Annotated in this window: 22 protein-coding genes and 2 tRNA genes; 17 read left to right on the top strand and 7 right to left on the bottom strand. The window is 70.8% G+C overall.

Going from position 1 to position 21,994, the window contains the following annotated elements; genetic code table 11:
- Positions 1–133: 133 nt before the first annotated feature.
- The 6 genes from GB932_RS06895 (at position 134) to GB932_RS06870 (ending at position 4,504) form a co-directional block, all read left to right on the top strand.
- Positions 134–1,075: a M23 family metallopeptidase gene (locus tag GB932_RS06895; RefSeq protein WP_156759947.1), complete on the top strand. Its 942-nt coding sequence runs from the start codon at positions 134–136 to the stop codon at positions 1,073–1,075.
- Positions 1,076–1,238: 163 nt separating this feature from the next.
- The gene (locus GB932_RS06890; RefSeq protein ID WP_156759946.1) at positions 1,239–1,463 is read left to right on the top strand and encodes a hypothetical protein; all 225 of its coding nucleotides are present in this window, start codon (positions 1,239–1,241) and stop codon (positions 1,461–1,463) included.
- Positions 1,445–1,942 (top strand): HNH endonuclease, encoded by a 498-nt coding sequence (locus GB932_RS06885; RefSeq protein ID WP_156759945.1) that lies wholly within the window; start codon positions 1,445–1,447, stop codon positions 1,940–1,942. Before GB932_RS06890 ends, GB932_RS06885 begins: the two co-directional genes overlap by 19 nt.
- Positions 1,943–2,007: 65 nt before the next feature.
- Positions 2,008–2,346 carry a histone-like nucleoid-structuring protein Lsr2 gene (locus GB932_RS06880; protein ID WP_156759944.1) on the top strand — a complete coding sequence of 113 codons (339 nt, stop codon included), beginning with the start codon at positions 2,008–2,010 and terminating at the stop codon, positions 2,344–2,346.
- Positions 2,347–2,401: 55 nt separating this feature from the next.
- Positions 2,402–2,474: transfer RNA gene (locus GB932_RS06875), tRNA-Arg, on the top strand.
- A 77-nt stretch (positions 2,475–2,551) separates the two neighbouring features.
- Positions 2,552–4,504, top strand: a complete 1,953-nt coding sequence (locus tag GB932_RS06870; protein ID WP_156759943.1) for an ABC1 kinase family protein — start codon at positions 2,552–2,554, stop codon at positions 4,502–4,504.
- A gap of 13 nt (positions 4,505–4,517) precedes the next feature.
- On the opposite strand, the gene GB932_RS06865 is transcribed toward GB932_RS06870, so the two are convergent.
- The gene (locus tag GB932_RS06865) at positions 4,518–5,369 is read right to left on the bottom strand and encodes a LuxR C-terminal-related transcriptional regulator (RefSeq protein WP_156759942.1); all 852 of its coding nucleotides are present in this window, start codon (positions 5,367–5,369) and stop codon (positions 4,518–4,520) included.
- 164 nt (positions 5,370–5,533) lie between these two features.
- Here GB932_RS06865 and GB932_RS06860 point away from each other — a divergent pair, with 164 nt between their 5' ends.
- Both GB932_RS06860 and GB932_RS06855 read left to right on the top strand, forming a co-directional pair.
- The gene (locus tag GB932_RS06860) at positions 5,534–5,884 is read left to right on the top strand and encodes a DUF485 domain-containing protein (RefSeq protein WP_156759941.1); all 351 of its coding nucleotides are present in this window, start codon (positions 5,534–5,536) and stop codon (positions 5,882–5,884) included.
- Positions 5,881–7,506, top strand: coding sequence for a monocarboxylic acid transporter (locus GB932_RS06855; RefSeq protein WP_197517359.1), 1,626 nt, complete (start codon positions 5,881–5,883; stop codon positions 7,504–7,506). The genes GB932_RS06860 and GB932_RS06855 overlap by 4 nt, the downstream gene beginning before the upstream one ends.
- Before the next feature lie 101 nt (positions 7,507–7,607).
- Here GB932_RS06855 and GB932_RS06850 read toward each other — a convergent pair whose 3' ends face one another.
- Positions 7,608–8,219 (bottom strand): DNA-3-methyladenine glycosylase I, encoded by a 612-nt coding sequence (locus GB932_RS06850; protein ID WP_156759940.1) that lies wholly within the window; start codon positions 8,217–8,219, stop codon positions 7,608–7,610.
- Positions 8,220–8,411: 192 nt separating this feature from the next.
- Between GB932_RS06850 and GB932_RS06845 the strand changes: the two genes are divergently transcribed.
- Complete coding sequence (locus GB932_RS06845) at positions 8,412–12,110, top strand: AAA family ATPase (protein ID WP_231916045.1); 3,699 nt, start codon at positions 8,412–8,414, stop codon at positions 12,108–12,110.
- A 4-nt stretch (positions 12,111–12,114) separates the two neighbouring features.
- The gene (locus GB932_RS06840; protein ID WP_156759939.1) at positions 12,115–12,309 is read left to right on the top strand and encodes a hypothetical protein; all 195 of its coding nucleotides are present in this window, start codon (positions 12,115–12,117) and stop codon (positions 12,307–12,309) included.
- A gap of 206 nt (positions 12,310–12,515) precedes the next feature.
- Here GB932_RS06840 and mscL read toward each other — a convergent pair whose 3' ends face one another.
- From mscL to GB932_RS06825, 3 genes are all read right to left on the bottom strand, one after another.
- The gene (gene mscL / locus GB932_RS06835) at positions 12,516–12,890 is read right to left on the bottom strand and encodes a large conductance mechanosensitive channel protein MscL (protein ID WP_231916044.1); all 375 of its coding nucleotides are present in this window, start codon (positions 12,888–12,890) and stop codon (positions 12,516–12,518) included.
- A gap of 81 nt (positions 12,891–12,971) precedes the next feature.
- A complete protein-coding gene (locus GB932_RS06830; RefSeq protein ID WP_156759937.1) occupies positions 12,972–13,256 on the bottom strand; it encodes an FmdB family zinc ribbon protein in 285 nt (94 codons plus the stop codon).
- 51 nt (positions 13,257–13,307) lie between these two features.
- Positions 13,308–13,889, bottom strand: coding sequence for a 5-formyltetrahydrofolate cyclo-ligase (locus GB932_RS06825; protein ID WP_197517358.1), 582 nt, complete (start codon positions 13,887–13,889; stop codon positions 13,308–13,310).
- A gap of 93 nt (positions 13,890–13,982) precedes the next feature.
- Between GB932_RS06825 and galU the strand changes: the two genes are divergently transcribed.
- Both galU and GB932_RS06815 read left to right on the top strand, forming a co-directional pair.
- Positions 13,983–14,870 carry a UTP--glucose-1-phosphate uridylyltransferase GalU gene (gene galU / locus GB932_RS06820; RefSeq protein ID WP_156759935.1) on the top strand — a complete coding sequence of 296 codons (888 nt, stop codon included), beginning with the start codon at positions 13,983–13,985 and terminating at the stop codon, positions 14,868–14,870.
- A gap of 48 nt (positions 14,871–14,918) precedes the next feature.
- The gene (locus tag GB932_RS06815) at positions 14,919–15,542 is read left to right on the top strand and encodes a GNAT family N-acetyltransferase (protein WP_156759934.1); all 624 of its coding nucleotides are present in this window, start codon (positions 14,919–14,921) and stop codon (positions 15,540–15,542) included.
- On the opposite strand, the gene GB932_RS06810 is transcribed toward GB932_RS06815, so the two are convergent.
- Together GB932_RS06810 and GB932_RS06805 are read right to left on the bottom strand one after the other, a co-directional pair.
- A complete protein-coding gene (locus tag GB932_RS06810; protein WP_156759933.1) occupies positions 15,539–16,270 on the bottom strand; it encodes a response regulator in 732 nt (243 codons plus the stop codon). The two genes, GB932_RS06815 and GB932_RS06810, sit on opposite strands and share 4 nt — an antisense overlap.
- On the bottom strand, positions 16,267–17,511 hold the full coding sequence (locus tag GB932_RS06805; RefSeq protein WP_156759932.1) for a sensor histidine kinase: 1,245 nt from the start codon (positions 17,509–17,511) through the stop codon (positions 16,267–16,269). Before GB932_RS06805 ends, GB932_RS06810 begins: the two co-directional genes overlap by 4 nt.
- A gap of 155 nt (positions 17,512–17,666) precedes the next feature.
- Between GB932_RS06805 and GB932_RS06800 the strand changes: the two genes are divergently transcribed.
- The 5 genes from GB932_RS06800 (at position 17,667) to GB932_RS06780 (ending at position 21,923) form a co-directional block, all read left to right on the top strand.
- A complete protein-coding gene (locus tag GB932_RS06800; RefSeq protein ID WP_231916043.1) occupies positions 17,667–18,647 on the top strand; it encodes a Bug family tripartite tricarboxylate transporter substrate binding protein in 981 nt (326 codons plus the stop codon).
- Positions 18,644–19,288: a tripartite tricarboxylate transporter TctB family protein gene (locus GB932_RS06795; protein WP_156759931.1), complete on the top strand. Its 645-nt coding sequence runs from the start codon at positions 18,644–18,646 to the stop codon at positions 19,286–19,288. The genes GB932_RS06800 and GB932_RS06795 overlap by 4 nt, the downstream gene beginning before the upstream one ends.
- A complete protein-coding gene (locus GB932_RS06790) occupies positions 19,276–20,805 on the top strand; it encodes a tripartite tricarboxylate transporter permease (protein WP_156759930.1) in 1,530 nt (509 codons plus the stop codon). The genes GB932_RS06795 and GB932_RS06790 overlap by 13 nt, the downstream gene beginning before the upstream one ends.
- 61 nt (positions 20,806–20,866) lie before the next feature.
- Positions 20,867–21,796 (top strand): large exoprotein, encoded by a 930-nt coding sequence (locus GB932_RS06785; protein ID WP_156759929.1) that lies wholly within the window; start codon positions 20,867–20,869, stop codon positions 21,794–21,796.
- A 51-nt stretch (positions 21,797–21,847) separates the two neighbouring features.
- Positions 21,848–21,923 (top strand) — tRNA-Ala (locus GB932_RS06780).
- The last annotated feature ends 71 nt before the right edge of the window (positions 21,924–21,994 follow it).

The raw sequence follows: 21,994 nt of genomic DNA, 5'->3' as shown, positions 1-21,994 counted from the left end.
GGCAACCGAGCCGGGAGCCCCCTGTGGGAATCGCCTCGAGTGGTTCGCTCTTCTCGCAGGGTCACACTGTGCCCCCAACCCAGTGCTGCGAACCTGCATGTCCCGGCGTGCGAGGCGACGGAGGAAACTGATCTTGACAGACAACGAGTCGGCTCGGAACGAGCTCACCCGCACGGACGCCCAGACACCCGCAGAGCGTCCCCTGAGCAATCGGAAGATGGTGGCGGCCGCGCGCAAGGATCTGCGCCGCGCGGACCGAGCCGCCAAACGCACCGGTTCTGCAGTCGCCTCTCGTCGCCTCACCCCCGTTCGTGCCGTCGGCACGCTCGCAGCGGTCTGCGCTCTGATCGCCGGCGTGGCGATCCCGGCGTATGCGGCGACGCAGCAGCAGACGGCCGCGGAGGCGAGCGTCCGTGACGAGGCCGCCGTCGACGCGCAGTCGTTCGAGGTGAGCGCCGACGTCGCGACCGCCGACCTGGCCACGACCAGCTACGCGGCCCGCACGGCCGAGGAGATCGAGCAGATCGAGGCCGAGCGAGAGGCGCTGGAGCGAGCGCGTGAGGCGCAGCGCCAGGCCGAGGAAGAGGCCGCGGCGAACCAGGACGACGCGGGGGCGGGCGAGCCCGCCGGCGTGCCTCAGTCGCCCGCCGCGCCGGCGCTCCCGGACGCTCCTGCGCCGACCGTCGTCGACGGTGCCGTCAACCCGCTCCCGGCGGGCTCGTACTACGTCTCCCGCTCGGTCAGCGCCGGTCACGCGGGAACGGACATGGTCACCCACGACCAGTCGGACGGCGCCGTTCCGATCTACGCCGTCAAGTCGGGAACCGTCACGGTCTCGAGCGAGGCCCACTACGGATGGGGCGTCACGGTCGCGATCGATCACGGCGACGGAACGCAGACGCTCTACGGACACATGACGTACGGCACCCGCCAGGTCGAGGTCGGACAGACCGTCGAGGCGGGCCAGGTCATCGGATACGTCGGCTCGACGGGACGTTCGACGGCCCACCACCTGCACATCGAGCTGCGGATCAACGGCGCCATCGTCGACCCGATGGCCTACCTCCCGATCTGATCGGATCCGTTCCAATCGCCCGTCTCGCGCCCGCGAGGCGGGCGATTCGCGTCTGTCGTGTTCGAAGCGTCGAAGAGAATTCACCTCCCCTTCGCCGCTCGGGCGTGTCGCATGCGCTAACCTGTTCGCGTCGCCTGCAGCCACACGCGCGAGAGGAACGGCCATGGACATCTGCCCGAGCATTCGAACCACGGATGCGCTCGGTCGCTATGTTCTCAGGCATCGCGTGCATGCGAGCCGCGAGATGATCGTGGCTCACCCCCAGGCGCTGTCCGTGCGACAGCGCCTTTTTTCGTCTGTGCGTGCCTGCGGCGACGTCATTCGACTGGACCCGGAAGCCATCCGGGACGTGATGAAAGGCGGCAGCCTGTGCGCACGCTCGTACTGAATGCGGGATACGAACCCCTCGCCATCGTGTCATTCAAACGCGCTCTCGTGCTCGTGATGAACGACAAGGCGAACGTGATCGTCCGCGATGAGGAATCGCCCGTATGGGGTGCATCCGAGGCCTACGACAGGCCGGCCGTCATCGTCCTGACGCGATACGTGCGCATTCCGCATACTCGTCGGGTCCCCGTCACGCGGCGTGGTGTGCTCCGGCGTGACGGGCATCGCTGCGCCTACTGCGGCCGCAGCGCGACGACGATCGATCATGTCCAGCCTCGGTCGCGCGGCGGCGAGGACTCGTGGGAGAACCTCGTGGCGGCGTGCGTGAAATGCAACAACGTGAAAAGCGATCGCACTCCGCAGGAGATGGGGTGGTCGCTGCGATTCCGGCCGGCGCCGCCGCGCGGCGTGAGCTGGGTCGTGCGGGGATCCGAACGCGCCGATCCCTCGTGGAGCCCTTATCTCGAAATGGCCGCGTGAGCTGATCTCGCAGAATGCGCCGCGAATGAGCGTATTCCGTTCGCGAATGCATTATCGTTGAGCGCATGGCACGGAAGATCATTCACCAGCTCGTCGATGATATCGACGGAACAGTCCTCGAGATCGGTCAGGGCGAGAGCGTTCATTTCTCGCTCGACGGCAGGAGCTACGAGATCGACCTGACCGATGAGCACGCGACGCAGCTCCGCGATGCGCTCGCCCCCTTCGTCAAGGCGGGTCGTCGCGCGGGCGGCGCGGCACGCAGCGCGCGGCCGCGCGGCGCCGCAGCGGGCAAGCACGACCTCGGCGCGGTACGCGCGTGGGCGCGCGAGAACGGTCACGAGGTCAGCGACCGCGGTCGCGTCCCCTCGGCGATCCTCGAGGCGTACGAAGCCGCGCACTGACGAATGTCGCAGGTCGCGCCCGTCCCAGTAATATGGGGCGGGCGCGCTCGCGCACGCCCCTGTAGCTCAGTGGATAGAGCGTCGGTTTCCTAAACCGTGCGTCGCTGGTTCGAGTCCAGTCAGGGGCACTCTGGGTCGTGTTCGACCGTGGGTGATTCCGAGGTCGCATGCGAGCGCCGGCGATTCCGAGTGAGACCGGGGGACGATGGTTTACCTGTTCGGCAGCATCCTCGCCAGCATCGTCACCCTGTGCCTGGCGGTCCTCGTCGGCGCCGTCATCCGGCGCCTTCTCGATGGTGTGCCCGGGCCGCTGCGCAGCAGTGTGACCGGGCTGGTCGTGCTGATCGTGCTCGCAGAGACGGCCGTGCCGATCGCCGACGCGGCGGGACTGGGTTCCGTGGATCCTGCGCGACCCGAGCAGGTGCTGGTGTGGCTGCTGCTGAGCGGATTGGTGCTCGCGGGTGCGATCGTCGGAGCGCTCGCGGTTCTCGTGGTCGTCGAGACACTGGTGCCGAGCGGCGCGCTCCCCGGGCCCGTGACGCTCGTACGGGAGTCCCGTGCGCGCGTGCGCCGACTGCTCCGCTACGTTCGGCTGGCCTGGATCGCGTCGACGTCGGGCCTGCTGCGGGCTGCACGACAGGGGCCGGAATCGCCGCAGTTCGCGCGGGCCGTCGTCGAGACGCTCAGCCGATCCGGCGCGACGTTCATCAAGATCGGCCAGGTCCTGTCGACGCGCGCCGACCAGCTTCCGCGCGCGCTCGCCGGAGAGCTGGCGCGACTCCAGAAGGACGTGGAGCCGGTCGACGGTGCCACAGTGCAGGAACTGCTCGCGGAGCAGTGGGATCGGCCCCCGGGATCCGCGCTTCGTTCGATCGAGAGCGAGCCGCTCGCGGCCGCGTCGCTGGCACAGGTCCACGCGGGGGTGCTCCACGACGGAACCGAGGTCGTCGTGAAGGTGCGTCGACCCGGCGCGGCCGAGGATGTGCGCGTCGACTGCGACATCCTGCGTCGGTTCGCGGCACGGGCACAGCGCCGCTGGGCGTGGGCGCGTGCGATGGACATCGACGCGCTGGCGGACGGGCTGTCGGCGTCTCTGTTGGAGGAGATCGACTACCGTCACGAGGCCGACAACACGCGGATGCTCCGCTCGCTGGCGGACGAGCACAGGCTCCTTGAGGTGCCGCAGGTCGTCGACGAGCTGTCCGGGGACGCGGTCCTCGTGATGACTCGCCTGCGGGGTGTGGCGCTCGTCGAGGGGATCGATGGCCTCAGCCGGGGGCGTCGCACCGAACTCGCCCAGTCGCTGATCACGTGGGCCCTGAGCAGCGTTCTCGTCGACGGCGCCTTTCACGCCGATCTGCATCCGGGCAACATCATGCTGCTCGACGATCAGCGGATCGGTGTGCTCGACCTCGGAGCGATCGGCGTGCTGGGCGCCGAGAGGCGGCAGCTGCTGGCCGTGCTGCTGTTCGCGCTGCTCAACGACGACGACGTGGCGGCGACGAACGCGCTGACGATGGTCTTCGCCGTCGAATCCGATGTCGACCGGTCCGCGCTGCAGGCGGACCTCGGGCGGCTGATGACGCTGCATGCGCGCGGCGGGGAGATGCGCGACTCGCTGCTGAGCGACATCACGTCCTTCCTGCGGACCTATCGCATCGGCGTCCCGGGAGATGTCGCGGGTGCGTTCCGAACCCTCATGTCGCTCTGGGCGACCGTACGGGCGCTCGATTCGGACGCGGAGTTCGCGTCCCTGCTCCGAGAGGCGATCCCACCGGTTCTCGAACGGCTCACGTCGTCGGGGCGGGTGGCCGGCGCGCTCGCCGCGGAGGCCATGGTCTCCGCGGCGGTGCTCCGGCGTCTGCCCGCGCGGGCGGAGTCGATCAGCCGCCAGCTCGCCGCCGGTGAGTTCGTCGTGCGGACGCGGTCGTTCACCGAGTCGGCGGACCGATCATGGGCGGCGGCGATGATCGATCGTTTCGGATCCGCGGTGCTGGCCGCGGTGCTCCTGTCGCTGGCCGTCGTGCTGTTCGTCGTGCCCGTCGATGTGCCGCCGGTCGCGGGGTCGATCGGGCTCGACATCGTCCTCGGCGCCATCTCGGCGGTGGCAGGCGCGGTTCTGGCGCTCCGGCACCTGATCCGGGTCTTCACGAGATAGCGGCGGTGAGGAGCTACGGAAGCACCCCGAGGCGCCGCGCGGCCGCGACGGCCGCATGTCGGGTCGATGCGTCGAGCTTCGACATCGCGGATCCGAGGTACGCCTTGACCGTTCCCTCGCGCAGCCCGAGCTGATCGGCGATCTGCGCGTTCGTCGACCCGAGAGCGGCGCAGGCGATCACATCCGTCTCGCGGGGCGAGAGGTGCACATCGGCGGGTGCCGCGGTCGCGGACGCGGTGCCGGAGAGCGCGGCGAGGCGCCGCTCGACCTCCTGCAGGCGGCTGCGCAGTGCATCGTCGCCGAGCTCGGCGGAGATGCGACGCAGCTCGGTGTAGCTCGCACGGAGCTCCTCGCGCTGGGCGGAGGAGAGCGCTCGGTCCGCGGCACCGGCGGCCTCGGCCGCCGCCTCCACGGCGAGACGGCGCTCGACCGCGTCGTGCTCCGCGAGCTCCCGCCCGAGCTGCTCCGCCACGCGCACGGCCGGTGCCGCCGAGACGCCGCCGATGCCCCAGGTGCCCCAGGCGCCGCCGTAGAGGATGCCGCGTGGGCGGCCGTCGACGAGCACGGGAACGGCGATGAGCGTGCCGATGCCCTCGCCGAGGATGTACGTGTCGTAGTCGTGCGTGATCTGCCGAGCCGTCGCGTAGTCGCCCGTCATCCGGGGGCGCAGCTCGGTCACGGCGCGGCCGCCGAGCCCGCGCTCCGGCGCGACCGACAGGCCACGGAGCGACGAGGTGCGGGTCCCGACGATCGAGGTCACGCGCGTGACGCCGGCAGCGTCACGCAGCCCGCCGAAGGCGATCGGGAAGCGCGTGCGCCGCGCGAACTCGTCGACCGCGCGCGAGAGCAGGCGAGATTCGGTCACGAGGAGCTCCTTTGCCGTCGTCGTGGGGCTACTGACTTTCGGGGGTGACGTGGTCCGTCCGCGGATCCGTAGCGTCGAAGCTACCACCGGGCGCCTCTCGGCGCCGGGACAGATCGATGCGGCGCGATGGTGCGCCGCACGCGGACATGCGGCAGGGAGGCCACATGACGGACAACGATATCGGCACCTCTCAGAAGGCGGCCATCGACTACATCGAGGTCGAGGAGTCCCCGCGATTCCGACGACTCAAGAGAACCCATCGATCGTTCGTGTTCCCGATGGCGGTGCTCTTCCTGCTCTGGTACTTCGCATACGTGCTCCTCGCCGGCTGGGCGCCGGACTTCATGGCTCAGCGCGTGTCGGGCGACATCACGATCGGTCTGCTGCTCGGGCTCGCGCAGTTCGTCACGACGTTCGCCATCACGATGACCTATGTGTCGTTCGCGAACAGGAAGCTGGATCCGGTCGCGGCCGACATGCGAGCGGACCTCGAGAAGGCGGAGGCGGGCGCATGAGCGACTGGATGGCGACGGCGACGACGGCCGTCACAGCGGCCGTGCAGGAGATCGAGAGCAATCCGATCCTCAACATGTCGATCTTCGCGGCGTTCGTGGCGGTGACGATGTTCATCGTCATCCGTGCGAGCCGCAACAACGCGACGGCCGCCGACTACTACGCGGGCGGGCGATCGTTCTCGGGGCCGCAGAACGGCTTCGCGATCTCGGGCGACTACCTGTCAGCGGCATCGTTCCTCGGCATCGTCGGGGCGATCGCGATCAACGGATACGACGGCTTCCTGTACTCGATCGGATTCCTCGTCGCGTGGCTCGTCGCGCTCCTGCTCGTCGCCGAGCTCATGCGCAACACGGGCAAGTTCACGATGGCCGACGTCCTGTCGTTCCGGCTCAAGCAGGCGCCTGTGCGCATGGCCGCCGCGATCACGACGCTCGCCGTCTGCTTCTTCTACCTGCTCGCGCAGATGGCGGGCGCGGGCGGGCTCGTCTCGCTGCTCATGGGCATCGACGGCAGCATCGGCCAGTCGGTCGTCATCGCGGTTGTGGGCATCGTCATGGTGCTGTACGTGCTCATCGGCGGAATGAAGGGCACGACCTGGGTGCAGATCGTCAAGGCCTTCCTCCTCATCGGCGGCGGCATCGTCATGACGATCTGGGTGCTCGCGCTGCACGGCTTCAGCCTGAACGCGCTGCTCGAGTCCGCCGTGGCCGCCAACCCGCAGGGTGAGGCGATCCTCGGCCCCGGCCTGCAGTACGCGAACCCGATCGACTTCCTGTCGCTCGGCCTCGCGCTCGTGCTCGGCACGGCGGGGCTGCCGCACGTGCTCATGCGGTTCTACACGGTGCCGACCGCGAAGGAGGCTCGCCGCTCGGTCGTGTGGGCGATCTGGCTGATCGGCCTGTTCTACCTGCTGACGCTCGTGCTCGGCTACGGCGCCGGCGCCCTCGTCGGCCCGGAGCAGATCCTCGGATCCCCGGGCGGCGTCAACTCGGCCGCGCCCCTGCTCGCGAACGCCCTCGGCGGGCCCCTGCTCATGGGATTCATCTCGGCCGTCGCGTTCGCGACGATCCTCGCGGTCGTCGCAGGGCTCACGATCACGGCATCCGCATCGTTCGCACACGACATCTACGCGAACGTGATCAAGAAGGGAAAGGTCTCCGGTGACGGCGAGGTGAAGGTCGCGCGCGTCACGACCCTCGTCGTCGGCGCGCTCGCGATCATCGGCGGCATCGGCGTGCAGGGCCAGAACGTCGCGTTCCTCGTCGCGCTCGCATTCGCGGTCGCGGCATCGGCCAACCTGCCGACGATCCTCTACTCGCTGTTCTGGCGCGGATTCACGACCACCGGCGCCGTGCTCAGCATGTACGGCGGACTCGGCGCGGCGATCCTCCTGATCGTCCTCAGCCCCGTCTTCTCCGGGGCGGAGACGAGCGTGTTCCCCGGCATCGACATCGCGGTCTTCCCACTGTCGAACCCCGGAATCATCTCGATCCCCGTCGGATTCCTGCTCGGATTCCTCGGCTCGTTCATCGGGCGGGGAACGGAGGATCCGCGGATCGCGGCCGAGATGGAGGTGCGCTCCCTCACGGGCCACGGCGCCGAGAAGGCCGTGGACCATTAGCCAATGGTCCTCGAGCGGATCCCCGGGGCCGAGCTCCCGGGGATCCGCCGTATCCGACGCGGACAAGGAGGGGGAGATCCGCGGCGGAGCCTGAACGGAACCTACCAGACGCCGCTCGAACCGCGACGGTGGCTGCCGACGAGGTGGGTGTCGACGATCCCGATGGCCTCCATGAGGGCGAACATCGTCGTCGGCCCGACCCAGCGGAAGCCCCGCCGCTTCAGCTCCTTCGAGAGCGCGATCGACTCGTCGCTCGTCGACGGCACGTCGGCCGGGGTGAGGGGCGCGGGCGTCTCGGCTGGACGGTGTCCCCACACGAGCTCTGCGAGGTCGGTCCCGTCGTCGCGGAGGGCGACCGTCGCGCGGGCGTTGTCGATCGTGGCGAGGATCTTCGCGCGATTGCGGATGATCGACGCATCATCGAGGAGCCGGGCGACGTCCGCGTCACCGAACGCCGCGACGGCATCGGGATCGAAGGCCGCGAACGCGTCGCGGAACGCGGGCCGCTTTCGCAGCACGATCGCCCAGCTGAGCCCCGACTGGAAGGCCTCGAGGCTCAGCCGCTCGAAGACCCCGCGCTCGTCGCGCACGGGCATGCCCCACTCGGTGTCGTAGTACTCGCGCAGGAGGTCGCTCTGCTCGGCCCAGACCGGTCGCGCGCGGCCGTCGGCGCCCGTGATGACGCCTGCCGCGGATGTCTCGTCGTCGCTCATGCCACCATCCTGACGCGTCGCGCCGGCGCGCGCCTGCGCCAGAGAGGGGGCGTTGTGGATGGATCCGCGGGATCCGCGAATGTGCGCGCGCTGACCGCCTGATGAGCGCGAGATCCGAATCCGGACGTGATATCGCCGGAACTGCGGCGATCCGACCCGGGAAATGCGCACCTCGTGCGTAGCCTTGCGCGTGTGTGGCGTATCAAGGGCTCAGCGGCGCTGTCAGGAACGGAGGACGGCGTGAATCCGAGCGATCTGCAGGTGGCCGAACCCGGCGTGCCGATCGCGCACGTCGCCGACGAAGAACGAGAGCGCCTGCGCGAATCCGCCGGCCGTCTCGGGGGCGAATCAGCGCTCCTGCGATATCGCGAGGCGCCCGAGTCGTTCATCGAGATCACCACGGCGCACCCCGGAAGCCTGCCGCAGTTCATCACGGGGCGCTCGACGCTCCTGTCGAATCTCTTCCGCGACGAGGTCGCGCTCCGCGGAGCGCGCCTCGCGGCGGAGCGGATCGCGGCGAAGAACGTCGAGCTGCGCACAGCCCGGGGGATCGACGCGGTGCGTCTCGCCGTGGGCCTCGCGTCGTGGCGGGTCGGATCCGAGCGCTTCACCGCGCCGGTCCTGCTGCGCCCGCTCGGCCTGCGGCGCCACCACTCCGACTTCGAGCTCAAGCTGCGCGGCGGGTTCACGGTCAACCCCGAACTGCTGCGCGCCGCTCGCGACCACTTCGGCGTCGACCTCGACGGCGAGGCGCTCGCCGCGCTGGCATACCACGACGGGCTGTTCCAGCCGCAGCCCGTCATCGACCGGCTGCGGGCCCTCACGTCCCACGTCGAGACCTTCTCGGTCAAGGCGCGCCTCGTCGTCTCCACCTTCGCGGATGTCGCCGCGCCCATGGTGCGCGACCTCGAACGCGTCGACCACATGCTGCTGAACGCGCTCGCCGGGCACGAGGACGACCTGCGCTCCGTCCGCGCGTCTCGGCCGGTCGCGATGCCGACCGACCCCGACGACCGCGCCCCCGCCTCGGACACGCTCCTCCTCGACGCCGACGCCGAGCAGGAGGCCGTCCTCGCGAGGATCACGGCGGGCCAGTCGCTCGCCGTGCACACGCTCCCCGGAACGGGAGGGACGCAGACCGTCATCAACGCCGTCGGCCAGCTCGTGCGGGCCGGCAAGCGGGTCCTCGTCGTGAGCGCCCGCCGGTCGACGCTCGACGGCGTCGCGCACCGCCTCCGGGGGATCCACCTCGACGGCCTCGCGGTCACGCCGACCGCCCTCCGCTCCGACCTGATCCGCGCGATCGGCCGCAACGAGAAGACCGCCCAGCCGAACGTCTCCGACATCGACGACGCGCTCGTGCGCCTGCGCGCCGTCCTCCGCGACTACCGCGACGCGCTCGTGCGCACCCGCGACGACCTCGGCGTCTCCGTCCTGGAGATCACGCGCGAGCTGACGCGCCTGGCGTCGCTCCCCGTTCCGCCGTCCTCGACGGCCCGGCTCAGCGCCGACGCGCTCGCGAAGCTCGCGGGCGATCGCGGCGACGCCGCGCGCACGCTCGCCCTCGCGGCCCGCCTCGGCGAGTTCCGAGTGGGGCCGGACGACTCGCCCTGGTACGGCGTCAGCTTCGAGACGACCGACGAAGCGCGCGAGGCGCACGCGCTCGCGGGCCGCCTGCACCGTTCCGGTGTCCCCGAGCTGCTCGAGCGCGGCTATGAGCTCATCTCGCAGACGCGCATGCGCCCGTTCGCGACGCTCGACGAACTCGGCGAGTATCTGCGCCTCCTGCACGGCATCCGCGACTCGCTCGACAGGTTCCAGCCCGTCGCGTTCGAGCGGCCGCTGTCCGACATGATCAAGGCGCACGGATCGCGCCGCGACGCCTCCGGGATGTCGGGAGCGCAGCGCCGGCGCCTGAAGCGTCTCGCGCGAGAGCTCGTCCGCCCCGGCGTGCACGTCTCGGACATGCACGCCGCGCTCACGCGGATCCAGCACCAGCGCGCGCAGTGGAAGCATCTCGTCGAGAGCGTCAGCGCCCCCGAGATCCCCCTCGGCCTCGCCGATGTGCAGGTCGAGTGGCAGCGGGTCGAAGGCGATCTCGCATCCCTCGACGAGGCGCTCGGCCGCGGCACGCGCCTCGCGTCCCTTCCCGTCGAACGCCTCATCCGCACCCTCGCGGGCCTCGCCGCGGAGTCGGACGTATTCGAGAACATCGTCGAGCGAGCCGAGCTGCGCGCGACGCTCGCCGATCTCGGCCTCGCGCCCCTGCTCACCGAGCTCTCCGTCCGGCACGTCGACGAGGAGCGGGTGGGGGAGGAGCTCGAGTTCACGTGGTGGCAGTCGGCGCTCGAGCACCTGCTGCGCACCGACACCTCGCTGCTCGGCGCCTCGACGAGCGTCGTCGACCGGCTCGAGAAGGACTTCCGACTCGTCGACGAGGCGCACGCCGCCGCGTCGGGGCGCCTGCTCGCATGGCAGCTCGCCGCCCAGTGGAAGATCGGGATCGTCGACGAGCCCGACGAATCCGACCGGCTGCGGCGCGCCCTCATGCGCGGCGAAGTCACCCCCGACCAGGTGCAGGCCGATGCGCCCCGGATCCTGCGCACCCTCGCGCCTGTCTGGCTCGCCTCGCCCTACGACGTCCCGCTCCTGCCCGACGACGAGCCGTTCGACACCGTCATGCTCGTCGACTCGGCGGCGATCGACCTCACGGAGGCCGCTCCCGCGATCCGCCGCGCTTCCCAGGTCGTCGCGTTCGGCGACCCCGTGACGCAGCGCCCGACGCCGTTCGACGTCTCGACCGCCGCGGCGCGCGTGCGCCCCGCGGACGAGCCCGCGACGGATCGCCGCAGCGCCTTCGAACGGATCGCGGAGATCCTGCCGGTCGAGACGCTCACCCGCAGCTACCGGGCCGGCGGCGAGGACCTCGCGCGCCTCGTGAACGACGCGTTCTACGGCGGTGAGATCCAGTCGCTGCCGTGGGCCGGCTCGTATCTCGGCCGCGGCAGCCTGACGGTCGACTACGTCGAGGGCGGGGGCGGATCGCCCGATCCCGAGACCGGCGCAGTCGAGAGCCCCGACGCCGAAGTGGCGCGCGTCGTCACGCTCGTCGTCGAGCACGCGATCAACCGCCCCCGGGAATCGCTCATGGTCGTCACCGCGAGCCGGCGCCACGCCGACCGCGTGCGCGCGGCCGTGACGGCGGCGTTCGCCGGCCGGAGCGACGTCGCCGACTTCATCGCACGCGAGACCGCCGAGCCGCTCGCCGTGCTCACGCTCGAGGAATCGGTCGCCGAGAGCCGCGACCGCGTCGTCTTCTCCCTCGGATACGGCAAGACCCGCCACGGGCGGGTGCTCAGCGACCTCGGCGACCTGTCAGGCGACGACGGCGAGCGCCTGCTCACGGTCGGCATGACCCGCGCCCGCCGTTCGATGGTCATCGTCACCTCCGTGCGGCCGCCCGACATCGACGACGGCCGATTCTCGAACGGCGCGGCCCTGCTCATGGACCTCCTGCGCACCCACGAGGAGCGCGCGAAGGAGCTCCGCCGAGAGGACGACGCGGATCCCCTCACCCGTGCCCTCGCGCGCGAGCTGCGGGCCATGGGCGCGGCCGTCGAGGTCGACTACCGCGGCCTGCTGCCCCTCGTCGCACAGGCGAACGGCAAGGCCGTCATCGTCGAATCCGATCCGGAATCGCGCGAGGAATCCCTCCGCGAGTCGCTGCGCCTGCGCCCGCAGGTGCTGCGGCGCCTCGGCTGGCATTATGTGCGGGTGCACGCCTTCGACCTCTACAGCGATCCGCGGGCCGTCGCCGAGCGCGTCGCCGCCGTGCTCGGGATCCGCGCCGACGTGGACCGGGTCGGCGACGAGACCGCTCCGCTCGACTGATCCGATGACCGGCGACGAGCGCCAGCGCATCGAACGGGTGCGCGGGGCGCGTCGCGCGCGCCTCACGCCCGTCGAGGGAACCCTGAGCGACTCAGAGGCCGAGGCGACGCTGCGCGACGACGAGCCGGACCCACCCGAGGAGGGCCCGAAGGGCGCGAACGACGCCCGTCTCCGGCAGGACAAGCCGCCCCACTATTGAGTCTTGCCGCCGGAGGGGCGACAAGACTCAATCGTCTGATGGGCGGATCCGGCTTCGCCGTCCGCCGGGTCCTGCCGCCGGAGGGGCGACAAGACTCACCCACACCCAATACATGACGACGCCAGAATTCAGTGGATTCGGCCGCGAAAGCGATTTCTGCGGCGTCGGCCCCGAATTCTGGCGTCGTCGTGTACGAGGCGCGTGGGCTACACGCGGTTCTCCTTCTCGGCGAGGAGGTCGCGGATCTGGGTGAGCAGCTCCTCCTGCGTCGGCGGGATCTCCTCGGCGGGGGCGCCGGCCGCGCGGCGCTCCGCGAGCTTGTTCATCGGCACGACGAGCAGCAGGTACACGACGAGCGCGATGACGAGGAAGTTGATGGCGGCCTGGATGATGCCGCCGATGCCGAGCTCAGCGGTCGCGAAGATGCCGGGGATCTCGATGACCCACTCCGACAGGCTGCCGCTGGGCACGAACGCCCCGAGCAGCGGGTTGACGATGTGGTCGACGAACGCCGTGACGATCGCGGTGAAGGCCGTGCCGATGACGACCGCGACCGCGAGCTCGACGACGCTCCCGCGCATGATGAACTCTTTGAATCCCTGAATCACTTTCGTGTCCCCCTCTGGGCCGTCGGCCCGTTCTCGGATCAGCCGGACGACGGGTCAGTCGCCGGACGATGCGGCGCCGGCCGTCGCAGGGGACGGCGTCGCCGAAGACGATGATGCACCGTCGGAGGAGGATCCGCCGGTGGACGCGCTGGATGACGTCGTGGCGCGCGAGTCCGTGCGGTAGAAGCCCGAGCCGTTGAAGGTGACGCCGATGGATCCGTACTGCTTGCGCAGGCGCCCGTCGCAGGACGGGCAGTCCGTCAGCGAGGCCTCGCTGAACGACTGGACGGCATCGAAGGCGTGCCCGCAGTCGGTGCAGGCGTAGGCGTAAGTGGGCATGTAGGTGGGGGCCTCTCCGGGGGATCGCCTGGCGTGCCCCAGAAGGGCGCCTCAGCGATCGAACGACAGCGTGCGAGTGGGCGTCACGACCCCCGTCACCGGCACATCGTGTGCCTCGTGCGGAACGCGATCGACCACGTCGGCATCATAGAGCACGGCGTACACGGATCGCCGTGAGCCCAACGCCGCCAGCGCGCGGTCGTAGAACCCGCCGCCCCACCCGAGGCGCATCCCCTCGGCGTCGACGGCGGCTGCCGGCACGAACAGCAGATCCGCCTCCGCGACCGCGCCCGGCCCGAGGGGCGCCCCCGTCGTCTCGGGAACGCCGAGGGCGGCGACGCGCTCGCCGCCCGTGTGCTCGGCCCAGTCGAGCACGCCGTGCGGGCGGATGATCGGCAGGAGCACGCGGATCCCCGCACCGGACGCGTACGCGAGGAGAGCGCGCGTCGGCGGCTCGACGGGACCGGACAGATAGCACGCGATCGTGCGCGCGCCCGCGCGCGCGAGGAGCGCCGCGCCCTCGCGGGCGATCCCCGCATCGGCCTCCCGTCGCTCGTCATCGCCCATCGCGCGCCGCGACGCGCGGATCCGCTTCCTCATCGCGTCCTTCCGGGCGCTCGTCGACATCGTCATGTGCTCCACGGTAGGCCGTGACGCGCGTGAAGGCAGGCGACCCGGAAGCGGGATTTCCAGGGAGTCGCCGCCACGTCGCATATGGTGATGTGCATGGAACCTGCGAAGATCAAAGCTGTCATGCCGGTTGCGGGTCTCGGCACCCGTTTCCTGCCGGCGACCAAGGCGACGCCGAAGGAGATGCTCCCGGTCGTCGACAAGCCCGCGATCCAGTACGTGGTGGAGGAAGCGGTCGCCGCAGGCATCCGTGACGTTCTCATGATCATCGGTCGCAACAAGAACGCGATCGCCAACCACTTCGACTCGGTTCCCGAGCTCGAGGAGAAGCTCACGGCGAAGGGCGACGACAGCAAGCTCGGCAACGTGCGCAAGTCGAGCGACCTCGCCGACGTGCACCTGCTGCGCCAGGGCGAGCCGAAGGGCCTCGGCCACGCCGTGTACCGAGCGAAGCAGCACGTGGGCGACTCGCCGTTCGCCGTCATGCTCGGCGACGATCTCATCGACGAGCGCGACCCGCTGCTCCCGAAGATGATCGAGATCAACGAGAGCCGGAAGGCCATGGTGGTCGCCCTCATGGAGGTCGACCCCGAGCACATCAGCCTCTACGGCTGCGCATCGGTCGAGGCGACCGACGACCCCGACGTGGTCAAGGTGCTCGATCTCGTCGAGAAGCCCGCGAAGGAGGACGCGCCGTCCAACCTCGCGATCATCGGCCGCTACCTCCTCACCCCCGAGATCTTCGACGTGCTCGAGCACACCGCGCCCGGCAAGGGCAACGAGATCCAGCTCACCGACGCCCTCAAGGAGGTCGCGGCCGACGACGACAACGTCGACGTGTACGGCGTGATCTTCCGCGGGCGTCGCTACGACACGGGCGACAAGCTCGACTACATCAAGGCGATCATGCGCCTCGCCGCGGACCGCGACGATCTCGGCCCCGAGCTGCGTCCCTGGATCAAGGAGTTCGCCGCTACCCTCTAGTCAGAGGCGCATTCGCGCGGCGCCTCGACGTCGCGACAGGAGAGCCGGATGGACACGCTCGAGAGCTCATACGGAGCCGTGTCCATCCGGCTCATCCGCTCCCGCGACGCGCGCATCCTGCAGCATGAGCTGCTGACGAACCGCTCGTGGCTCGTCCCCTGGGAGGCGACGAACCCCGACGGCGCCGTCTCGCTCGACATGCGCGGCGCGGTCCGGCGCCTGCTGCAGCAGTACCGGGACGGCGCGGGCGTGCCGTTCGTCATGGAGCATGACGGCGAGATCGCGGGCCAGCTGAACGTGTGGGGAATCGCGCGTGGATCCCTGTCGTCCGCGACGATCGGCTATTGGGTGTCCGAGCGCTTCGCGGGGCTCGGGATCACGCCCACCTCGGTCGCGCTCGCGACAGACATCTGCTTCACGAAGCTGGGCCTGCATCGCATGGAGATCTGCATCCGCCCCGAGAACACACCGAGCCTTCGCGTGGTCGAGAAGCTCGGTTTCCGGTACGAGGGCTATCGGCCCCGATACATCCACATCAACGGAGCGTGGCGCGACCACTACGCCTTCGCCCTCACCCGGGAGGACGTTCCCCGCGGGGTCCTGCACCGCTGGACCACCGGCGGCGTTCCGAGCGATGCGGCCCGCGTGCCCGACTCGGCCGAGTCCGCCTAGCCCGGCTGCACCGCGAGCCGGTACAGCACCTCGGGGCGCCCGCGGCGGCCGAAGCGGTGCGAGATGTCGAGTTCGCCCGCGTGGGCGAGGTGGTCGAGGTAGCGGCGCACCGTGGCGCGCGAGGCGCCGGTCGCCGAGGCGATGTCGGCGACGGTCGCCGGGCGCAGGGGATCCAGGGCATCGCGGATCTCGTCGAGCGTCGATGCGGCGATCCCCTTCGGAAGCTCGACGACGGCGGTGTCCGCGGGCGGCGCGCTGCGCGTGTGCGACCGACCGAACGCGAGCAGGTCGTCGATCTCGCCCTGGCCGAGGGGGACATCGGCCTCGGATCCGCCGGGTGCCGACGCCCGCGATGCCCGGTACTCCGCGAGCCTGCTCGCGAACGCCTCGCGCGTGAAGGGCTTGACGAGGAAGCCGGCCACGCGTGCCGACGCCGCCTGCCGCACCGTGCGCGGGTCGCGCGTCGCGCTGATGACGTACACGTCGACGGCCCCTCCGCGCAGCTCGCGGATCCGGCGCAGCACCTCGATCCCGCTGAAGCCCGGCAGCTCGATGTCGAGCAGCACGAGGTCGATGTCGGGCCGCGACGCGATCTCGACGGCCGCCTCGCCGCCGCCCGCGACCGCCGCCACGACGAACCCGTCGAGCGCTCCGATGTACCCCGCGTGCAGCCGGCGGACGTGCTCGTCGTCGTCGACCACGAGGACGCGGATCGGATCCTGTGTCACGCGCGCACCTCCCGATCCGGGATCTCGACGGTGAATCGTGTGCCGCCCAGCGCGGATCCGCCCACCTCGATCGTCCCTCCGGCGTCGCTTACGGCTCGCCGCACGAGGTCGAGGCCGATTCCCCGGCCGAGGCCCGCCGGATCCGGCTTCGTGCTCGCGCCGCGCTGGAACAGGCGCGCCATCACATCGTGCGGGATTCCGGGACCGTCGTCGTCGACCGAGACGAGGAGCGCGTCCCCGGCCCGCGCCCACGTGATGCGGACGTTCGCCGCGCCGGCCTCGGCGGCGTTGCGGCAGAGGTTCGACAGAGCCGTCAGCAGCGCATCGGGGACGGCGCCCTGCGGCGGGTGGCCGGCGACGCGCAGCGTCGAGCCCGCCGTGTCCAGCTCCGACGTCAGGCCGTCGACGAGGGCACGCAGGCGCGCGTCGCCCGGGCGATGCGCTTCGGCCGCGGCGGGCGCGGGCGCGCCCGTGACGGGGGCGACGCCGCCGATGTAGTCGAGCGCCGCCGCGGTGTCGTCCTGTGCCACGAGGCCGCGGATCACGTGGATCCGGGTGTGGAACTCGTGCGTCTGCTCGCGCAGCGCGCGGGCGATGCGCCGCTGCGTCTCGAGTTCGCGCGTCTGGGCGGTGAGCGTGCGGACACGACGATTCAGTGCTCCCGTGACGAGCGCCGCCGCGACGCAGCCGACGGCGGCGGCGACGACGATCCACGGCAGCATGCCGCGGAGCGCCTCCTGGAAGCTCTCGGTCATCCGCTCCTCGAGGATCCCCACCGACACCGTCCCGACGACGTCGTCGCCCGCGAAGATCGGCACCTTCGCGCGCAGCGTCGGCCCCAGCGTGCCGGTCTCGACGCCGAGGTAGGTCTCGCCGCCGAGCGCCACGCTCGGGTCCGTGGACACACGCTCGCCGACGGCGGCCGGATCGGGATGCGTCAGGCGGATGCCTGCGTCGTCGGTGATGACGACGTAGTCGACACCTGACGCCGCGTGCACCGTGTCGGCGAGCGACTGCAGCGCGGTCGTCGCCTCGGGGAGATCCGCGGCGACCGATTCACGTACGAGGGGCAGGTCTGCGAGGCTCGTCGCGACGTCGAGGACCCGCTCCTCGATCCCCGCCCGGATGCTGCGCTGCTGCACCTCGGCCGCGACGAGACCGGTGATCGCGATGGCGGCCAGCACGATGAGGCACTGGAGCGCGACGATGCCGGCGCTGCGGAGCCACTTCGATCCCGCCATGGCTCCTCCTCGTGCGCCGCACGGAATCGCGCCGTGAGCATCAATGATCGTAATCCAGACGTGGGTGTCGCCGCGCGCGATGCGGTGCCACTCTGTCACTACCGGCAGCGACCGCCGGACAGCACCGGACACGACGACGTCTCCCGGAGGAACACGTGCGAGCACGCATCACCACGACCATCATCTCGATCGCGGCCGTGATCGTCTTCCTCGTCGCGGCCGTGCACTCGAGCCAGACGGGCGGAGAGGGCGGCCCCCGCAGCAAGATCACGCTCGTCGCCCCCGCCGACCCGGGCGGCGGGTGGGACGCCTTCGCCCGCGAATCGCAGCAGGCGCTGCGCGGCAACGGCATCACCGGCAACGCGCAGGTCGTGAACATCCCCGGCGCCGCCGGCACGATCGGCCTGTCGCAGGTCGCCGGCATGCAGGGCCGCGAGGACCTCCTCCTCGTGACGGGCGGCGTCATGGTCGGCGGCATCATCGTCGGCGACAGCGCCGTCACGCTCGACGACGTCACGCCGATCGCCCGCGTCGCCGACGACTACAACGTGCTCGTCGTGCCCGGCGATTCGGAGTTCGAGACGCTCGACGACTTCCTCGAGGCGTTCACCGAGGATCCCGGCGGCACGGCGATCGCGGGCGGATCCCTCGGCGGCATCGACCACGTGCTCTCGGGGCTCATGGCGCAGGCATCCGGAATCGAGCCGAGCGACGCCAACTACCTCGCCTACGCGGGCGGCGGCGAGGTCGTCACCTCGCTGCTGTCGCACACGACCACCGCGGGCCTGTCGGGATTCAACGAGTTCCGCGACCAGATCGAGTCCGGAAACCTGCGGGCGCTCGCGATCTCGTCGGAGGAGCGCATCGACGGGCTCGACATCCCCACCTTCCGCGAGGCGGGCCTCGACATCGCCATGGCGAACTGGCGCGGCTACGTCGCCCCGCCCGGGATCTCCGACGAGGTCCACGACGAGCTCGTCGCGATGCTCGACGAGATGCGGGCGACGCCCGAGTGGCAGGACACCCTCGCCCGCAACGGCTGGACCGACAGCTTCATGTCGGGCACCGAGCTCGACGACTTCCTGCGCGACGAGATCGCGACGACCACCGAGATCGTGAAGGAGCTGGGACTGTGAGCGCTTCGGACGCACCCACCACATCGACCCTCCGCGCGCAGCGCGTGCCGCGCTGGTACACGGGCCGCAGCGAGCTGTTCGTCGCGGCGGGCGTGATCGCGCTGGCCGTCGTCATGACGATCGGCACCGTGACGATGACGGTGCCGGACGGCGCATCGCCTCCCGGGCCGCAGTTCTTCCCGACGATCGTGACGATCCTCCTCTACGCCGTCGGCATCGGCCTCGCCATCGAGGTGCTCGCCGGCGGCCGCCGCGGGCACGTCGCCGAGGATCCCGCCGAGATCTCGGACGAGATGCTCGCCGAGATCGGGTCGCTCGACCGCACCTCGGAGATCCGCGTCGTCTCGCCCGAGGAATCCGCGCCCGAGAAGTCGAATGAGGTCTCGGTCGACTGGCGCACCCTCGGCATCTCGGTCGCGGCGCTCGCCGCGTTCATCCTCGTGCTGCCGTTCCTCGGCTGGCTGATCTCGGCATCGGCGCTCTTCTGGGTGCTCGCCTGGGCCTTCGGCAGCCGGCGTCCGCTGTTCGACATCGCGATCGCGGCGCTCATGGGCGCCCTCACAGAGCTCGCGTTCGCCGCCGGACTCGGGCTGACGCTGCCCGCCGGCATCCTGGAAGGAGCCCTGTCATGGATCAGCTGATCAGCCTCGGCGACGGCTTCGCGGTCGCATTCGCGCCGTCGAACCTCCTCTTCCTCGTCATCGGCGCGATCCTCGGGACCGCCGTCGGCGTGCTTCCGGGGCTCGGCTCGGCTATGGCGGTCGCGCTGCTGCTGCCCGTGACGTTCAGCCTCGATCCCACGGGCGCGTTCATCATGTTCGCGAGCATCTACTTCGGCGGTCTGTTCGGCGACTCGACGGCGGGCATCCTCCTGAACACCCCAGGGAACTCGTCCGCCATCGCGACGTCGTTCGAGGGGCATCGGATGGCGAAATCGGGGCAGGCCGCGAAGGCGCTCGGGACGGCCGCGATCGGCGCGTTCGTCGGCGGCACCATCGCCTGCACGCTCGTGGTGTTCTTCTCGCCGTTCATCGCCGACCTGGCGCGGGTGTTCGGACCGGCCGAGTACTTCGCCCTCACGGTCGTCGCGTTCGTCGCGATCTCGTCGGTCGTCGCCGATTCGATCGTGCGCGGCCTCGTCGCGCTCGGGCTCGGGTTCGCGATCTCGCTCGTCGGCATCGACGGCGTCAGCGGCGCCGAGCGCTTCACGGGCGGGATTCCGCAGGTGTTCGACGGCGTCTCGATCATCGTCCTCACGGTGGGGCTGCTCGCCCTCGGCGAGGTGCTGCATGTCGGCGCCTACATCCGCACAGGGGGAGGGCCGGGAAAGATCATCGACTCGAAGGGATCGCCGTTCCTCGGGCGCTCCGATTGGCGCAAGGTGATCCCGGCGTTCCTCCGTGGCACGTCGTTCGGCGTGCCGTTCGGCGTGATCCCCGTCGGCGGATCCGAGGTCCCCACCTTCCTCGCCTACGGCACCGAGAAGCGCCTCGCGCGCCGCCGCAAGGATCCCGATTTCGGCGGACGCGGCGCGATCCAGGGCGTCGCCGCCCCCGAGGCGGCCGGCAACGCGACGGCGGGAACCGCGATGGGCGCGCTGCTCGCCCTCGGGATCCCGACCTCGGCGACCGCGGCCATGATGATCGCGGCTTTCCAGCAGTACGGCATGCAGCCGGGTCCGCTGCTGTTCGAGCGCAACGCGGACCTCGTGTGGCCGCTGCTGGCGAGCTTCTTCGTCGGCCTCGTCATCCTGCTGATCATCAACCTGCCGTTCGCGGCCGTGTGGGCGAAGCTGCTGCTCGTGCCGCGACACTACCTGTACGCCGGGATCACGGTGCTCGCGATGTTGGGCGTGTACGCCGTCGCCTCGCGCACCTTCGACATGTGGGTCGCGCTCGGCATCGGCGTCGTCGGATTCATCATGCGGCGGTTCTCGATCCCGATCGCGCCCGTGCTGATCGCGGCGATCCTCGGCCCCGTGGCGGAGGTGCAGCTGCGGCGTGCGCTCGCGATCTCCGAGGGGGATCCCGTCGCGCTCGTGGCGTCGCCTCTGCCGATCGTGCTCTACGTCCTGCTCGCGATCGTCGTCGTGTTCAGCGGCGTGCGCCACCTGCAGGCGGCGCAGGCGAAGCGCCGCGAGGCGGCCGCGATCCGCTGACCCGCGGCGACACGCGGGGGGATCCGCGGATCGCGGCCACGCGTCGCCTACGGTTTACCGCATGGGTGGGCAGATTCTCGGGGGAGGCGCGATCGCGCTGGTGATCGCCGTGCTCTGGCTCGTCTACCTGCTGCCCACCTGGCAGACGAAGATGCGGTACAACGCCGCCGAACGCAACGCGGTGCGCCTCAATCAGGCGCTGCGCGTGCTCGCCGAGTCGAGCGAGACGCCGGGGGAGGTGCGCGTCGAGCTGTCCCGCCGGGAGGCCGCGAAGCAGCACCGCCTCGTGCGGCGACTCGAGGCCGAGGACGATCGGCTGCGCGAGGAGTACGACCGCGCAGAGGTCGAACGCCGGCGCCGCGAGGTCGAGGCGAAGCTCGAGCGCACGCGGAGCGATGCCGAGGCCGAGCGCCTCGAGCGGGCGATCGCGTCGGAGGAGCGTCGTGCGCGTCTCGCCGCGCTGCGGGCGGATCCGAGGGTGCGGCAGGCGCAGGCGCGCCGCCGTGCGCGCCTCGTCGCGACGTCGCTCGCGTTCATCGGCCTCGCAGCGGTGGGCCTCGGGGCGTGGCAGCTCGCGGCGACGGGCCAGTGGGCCTGGCTCGCGGTCGGCGGCGCCGCGCTCGTCGCGGGCCTCGCCACGCTGCGGCGGATGGCCTCCGTCGCGTCGCGGGCGCAGCGGCCGGTGGCCGAGGCGGCGCCCGTGCAGGCGGAGCCTACGCGCTCGCAGTCGCAGATCATCGATCCCGCCGACCGCGGGTGGACGCCTCGCCGCCTTCCCGCTCCGCTCACGGCGACCGCCGGATCCCGCGCGGCGAGCCAGGTGGCCGCGGCCAGCGCGCGCGATCGGCTCCAGCAGGCGGCTCGCGAGGAGGCCGCTCGGGCGCGCCTCGTCGCGCGGCAGCAGCCCGCTCCGATCCCGTCGCGCGCGGCCGACGACGCCGAGATCGAGCAGCACGTGCGTGAGCTCCTGGCGCGACGCGCCGCCAGCTGAGCCCCGATTTCCTGCCCGCCGCGGGCTCTGGTAAAGTCGATCGGGTTGTTAGGGGCTATGGCGCAGTTGGTAGCGCGTCTCGTTCGCAATGAGAAGGTCAGGGGTTCGAATCCCCTTAGCTCCACCAACTTGCGCTTATCGAAAGCGCAGGATGTACCGCTTCACGCACGCTGTACGAGTTGAGGACCTGCCCGCCTG

Source organism: Microbacterium karelineae, assembly GCF_009745985.1.
In the GTDB taxonomy this organism is placed as follows: domain Bacteria; phylum Actinomycetota; class Actinomycetes; order Actinomycetales; family Microbacteriaceae; genus Microbacterium; species Microbacterium karelineae.
This window is presented reverse-complemented; position numbering and strand designations above follow the sequence as displayed.

What these genes read in the sequence shown, in the direction of transcription:
- GB932_RS06830 (WP_156759937.1), bottom strand. Translation starts at nt 13,256, where the DNA reads ATGCCCACTTACGCCTACGCCTGCACCGACTGCGGGCACGCCTTCGAT.
- GB932_RS06850 (WP_156759940.1), bottom strand. Translation starts at nt 8,219, where the DNA reads ATGAGCGACGACGAGACATCCGCGGCAGGCGTCATCACGGGCGCCGAC.
- GB932_RS06855 (WP_197517359.1), top strand. Translation starts at nt 5,881, where the DNA reads ATGAGCGACTGGATGGCGACGGCGACGACGGCCGTCACAGCGGCCGTG.
- GB932_RS06890 (WP_156759946.1), top strand. Translation starts at nt 1,239, where the DNA reads ATGGACATCTGCCCGAGCATTCGAACCACGGATGCGCTCGGTCGCTAT.
- GB932_RS06880 (WP_156759944.1), top strand. Translation starts at nt 2,008, where the DNA reads ATGGCACGGAAGATCATTCACCAGCTCGTCGATGATATCGACGGAACA.
- galU (WP_156759935.1), top strand. Translation starts at nt 13,983, where the DNA reads ATGGAACCTGCGAAGATCAAAGCTGTCATGCCGGTTGCGGGTCTCGGC.
- GB932_RS06825 (WP_197517358.1), bottom strand. Translation starts at nt 13,889, where the DNA reads ATGACGATGTCGACGAGCGCCCGGAAGGACGCGATGAGGAAGCGGATC.
- GB932_RS06805 (WP_156759932.1), bottom strand. Translation starts at nt 17,511, where the DNA reads ATGGCGGGATCGAAGTGGCTCCGCAGCGCCGGCATCGTCGCGCTCCAG.
- GB932_RS06870 (WP_156759943.1), top strand. Translation starts at nt 2,552, where the DNA reads ATGGTTTACCTGTTCGGCAGCATCCTCGCCAGCATCGTCACCCTGTGC.
- mscL (WP_231916044.1), bottom strand. Translation starts at nt 12,890, where the DNA reads ATGCGCGGGAGCGTCGTCGAGCTCGCGGTCGCGGTCGTCATCGGCACG.
- GB932_RS06815 (WP_156759934.1), top strand. Translation starts at nt 14,919, where the DNA reads ATGGACACGCTCGAGAGCTCATACGGAGCCGTGTCCATCCGGCTCATC.
- GB932_RS06860 (WP_156759941.1), top strand. Translation starts at nt 5,534, where the DNA reads ATGACGGACAACGATATCGGCACCTCTCAGAAGGCGGCCATCGACTAC.
- GB932_RS06840 (WP_156759939.1), top strand. Translation starts at nt 12,115, where the DNA reads ATGACCGGCGACGAGCGCCAGCGCATCGAACGGGTGCGCGGGGCGCGT.
- GB932_RS06785 (WP_156759929.1), top strand. Translation starts at nt 20,867, where the DNA reads ATGGGTGGGCAGATTCTCGGGGGAGGCGCGATCGCGCTGGTGATCGCC.
- GB932_RS06790 (WP_156759930.1), top strand. Translation starts at nt 19,276, where the DNA reads ATGGATCAGCTGATCAGCCTCGGCGACGGCTTCGCGGTCGCATTCGCG.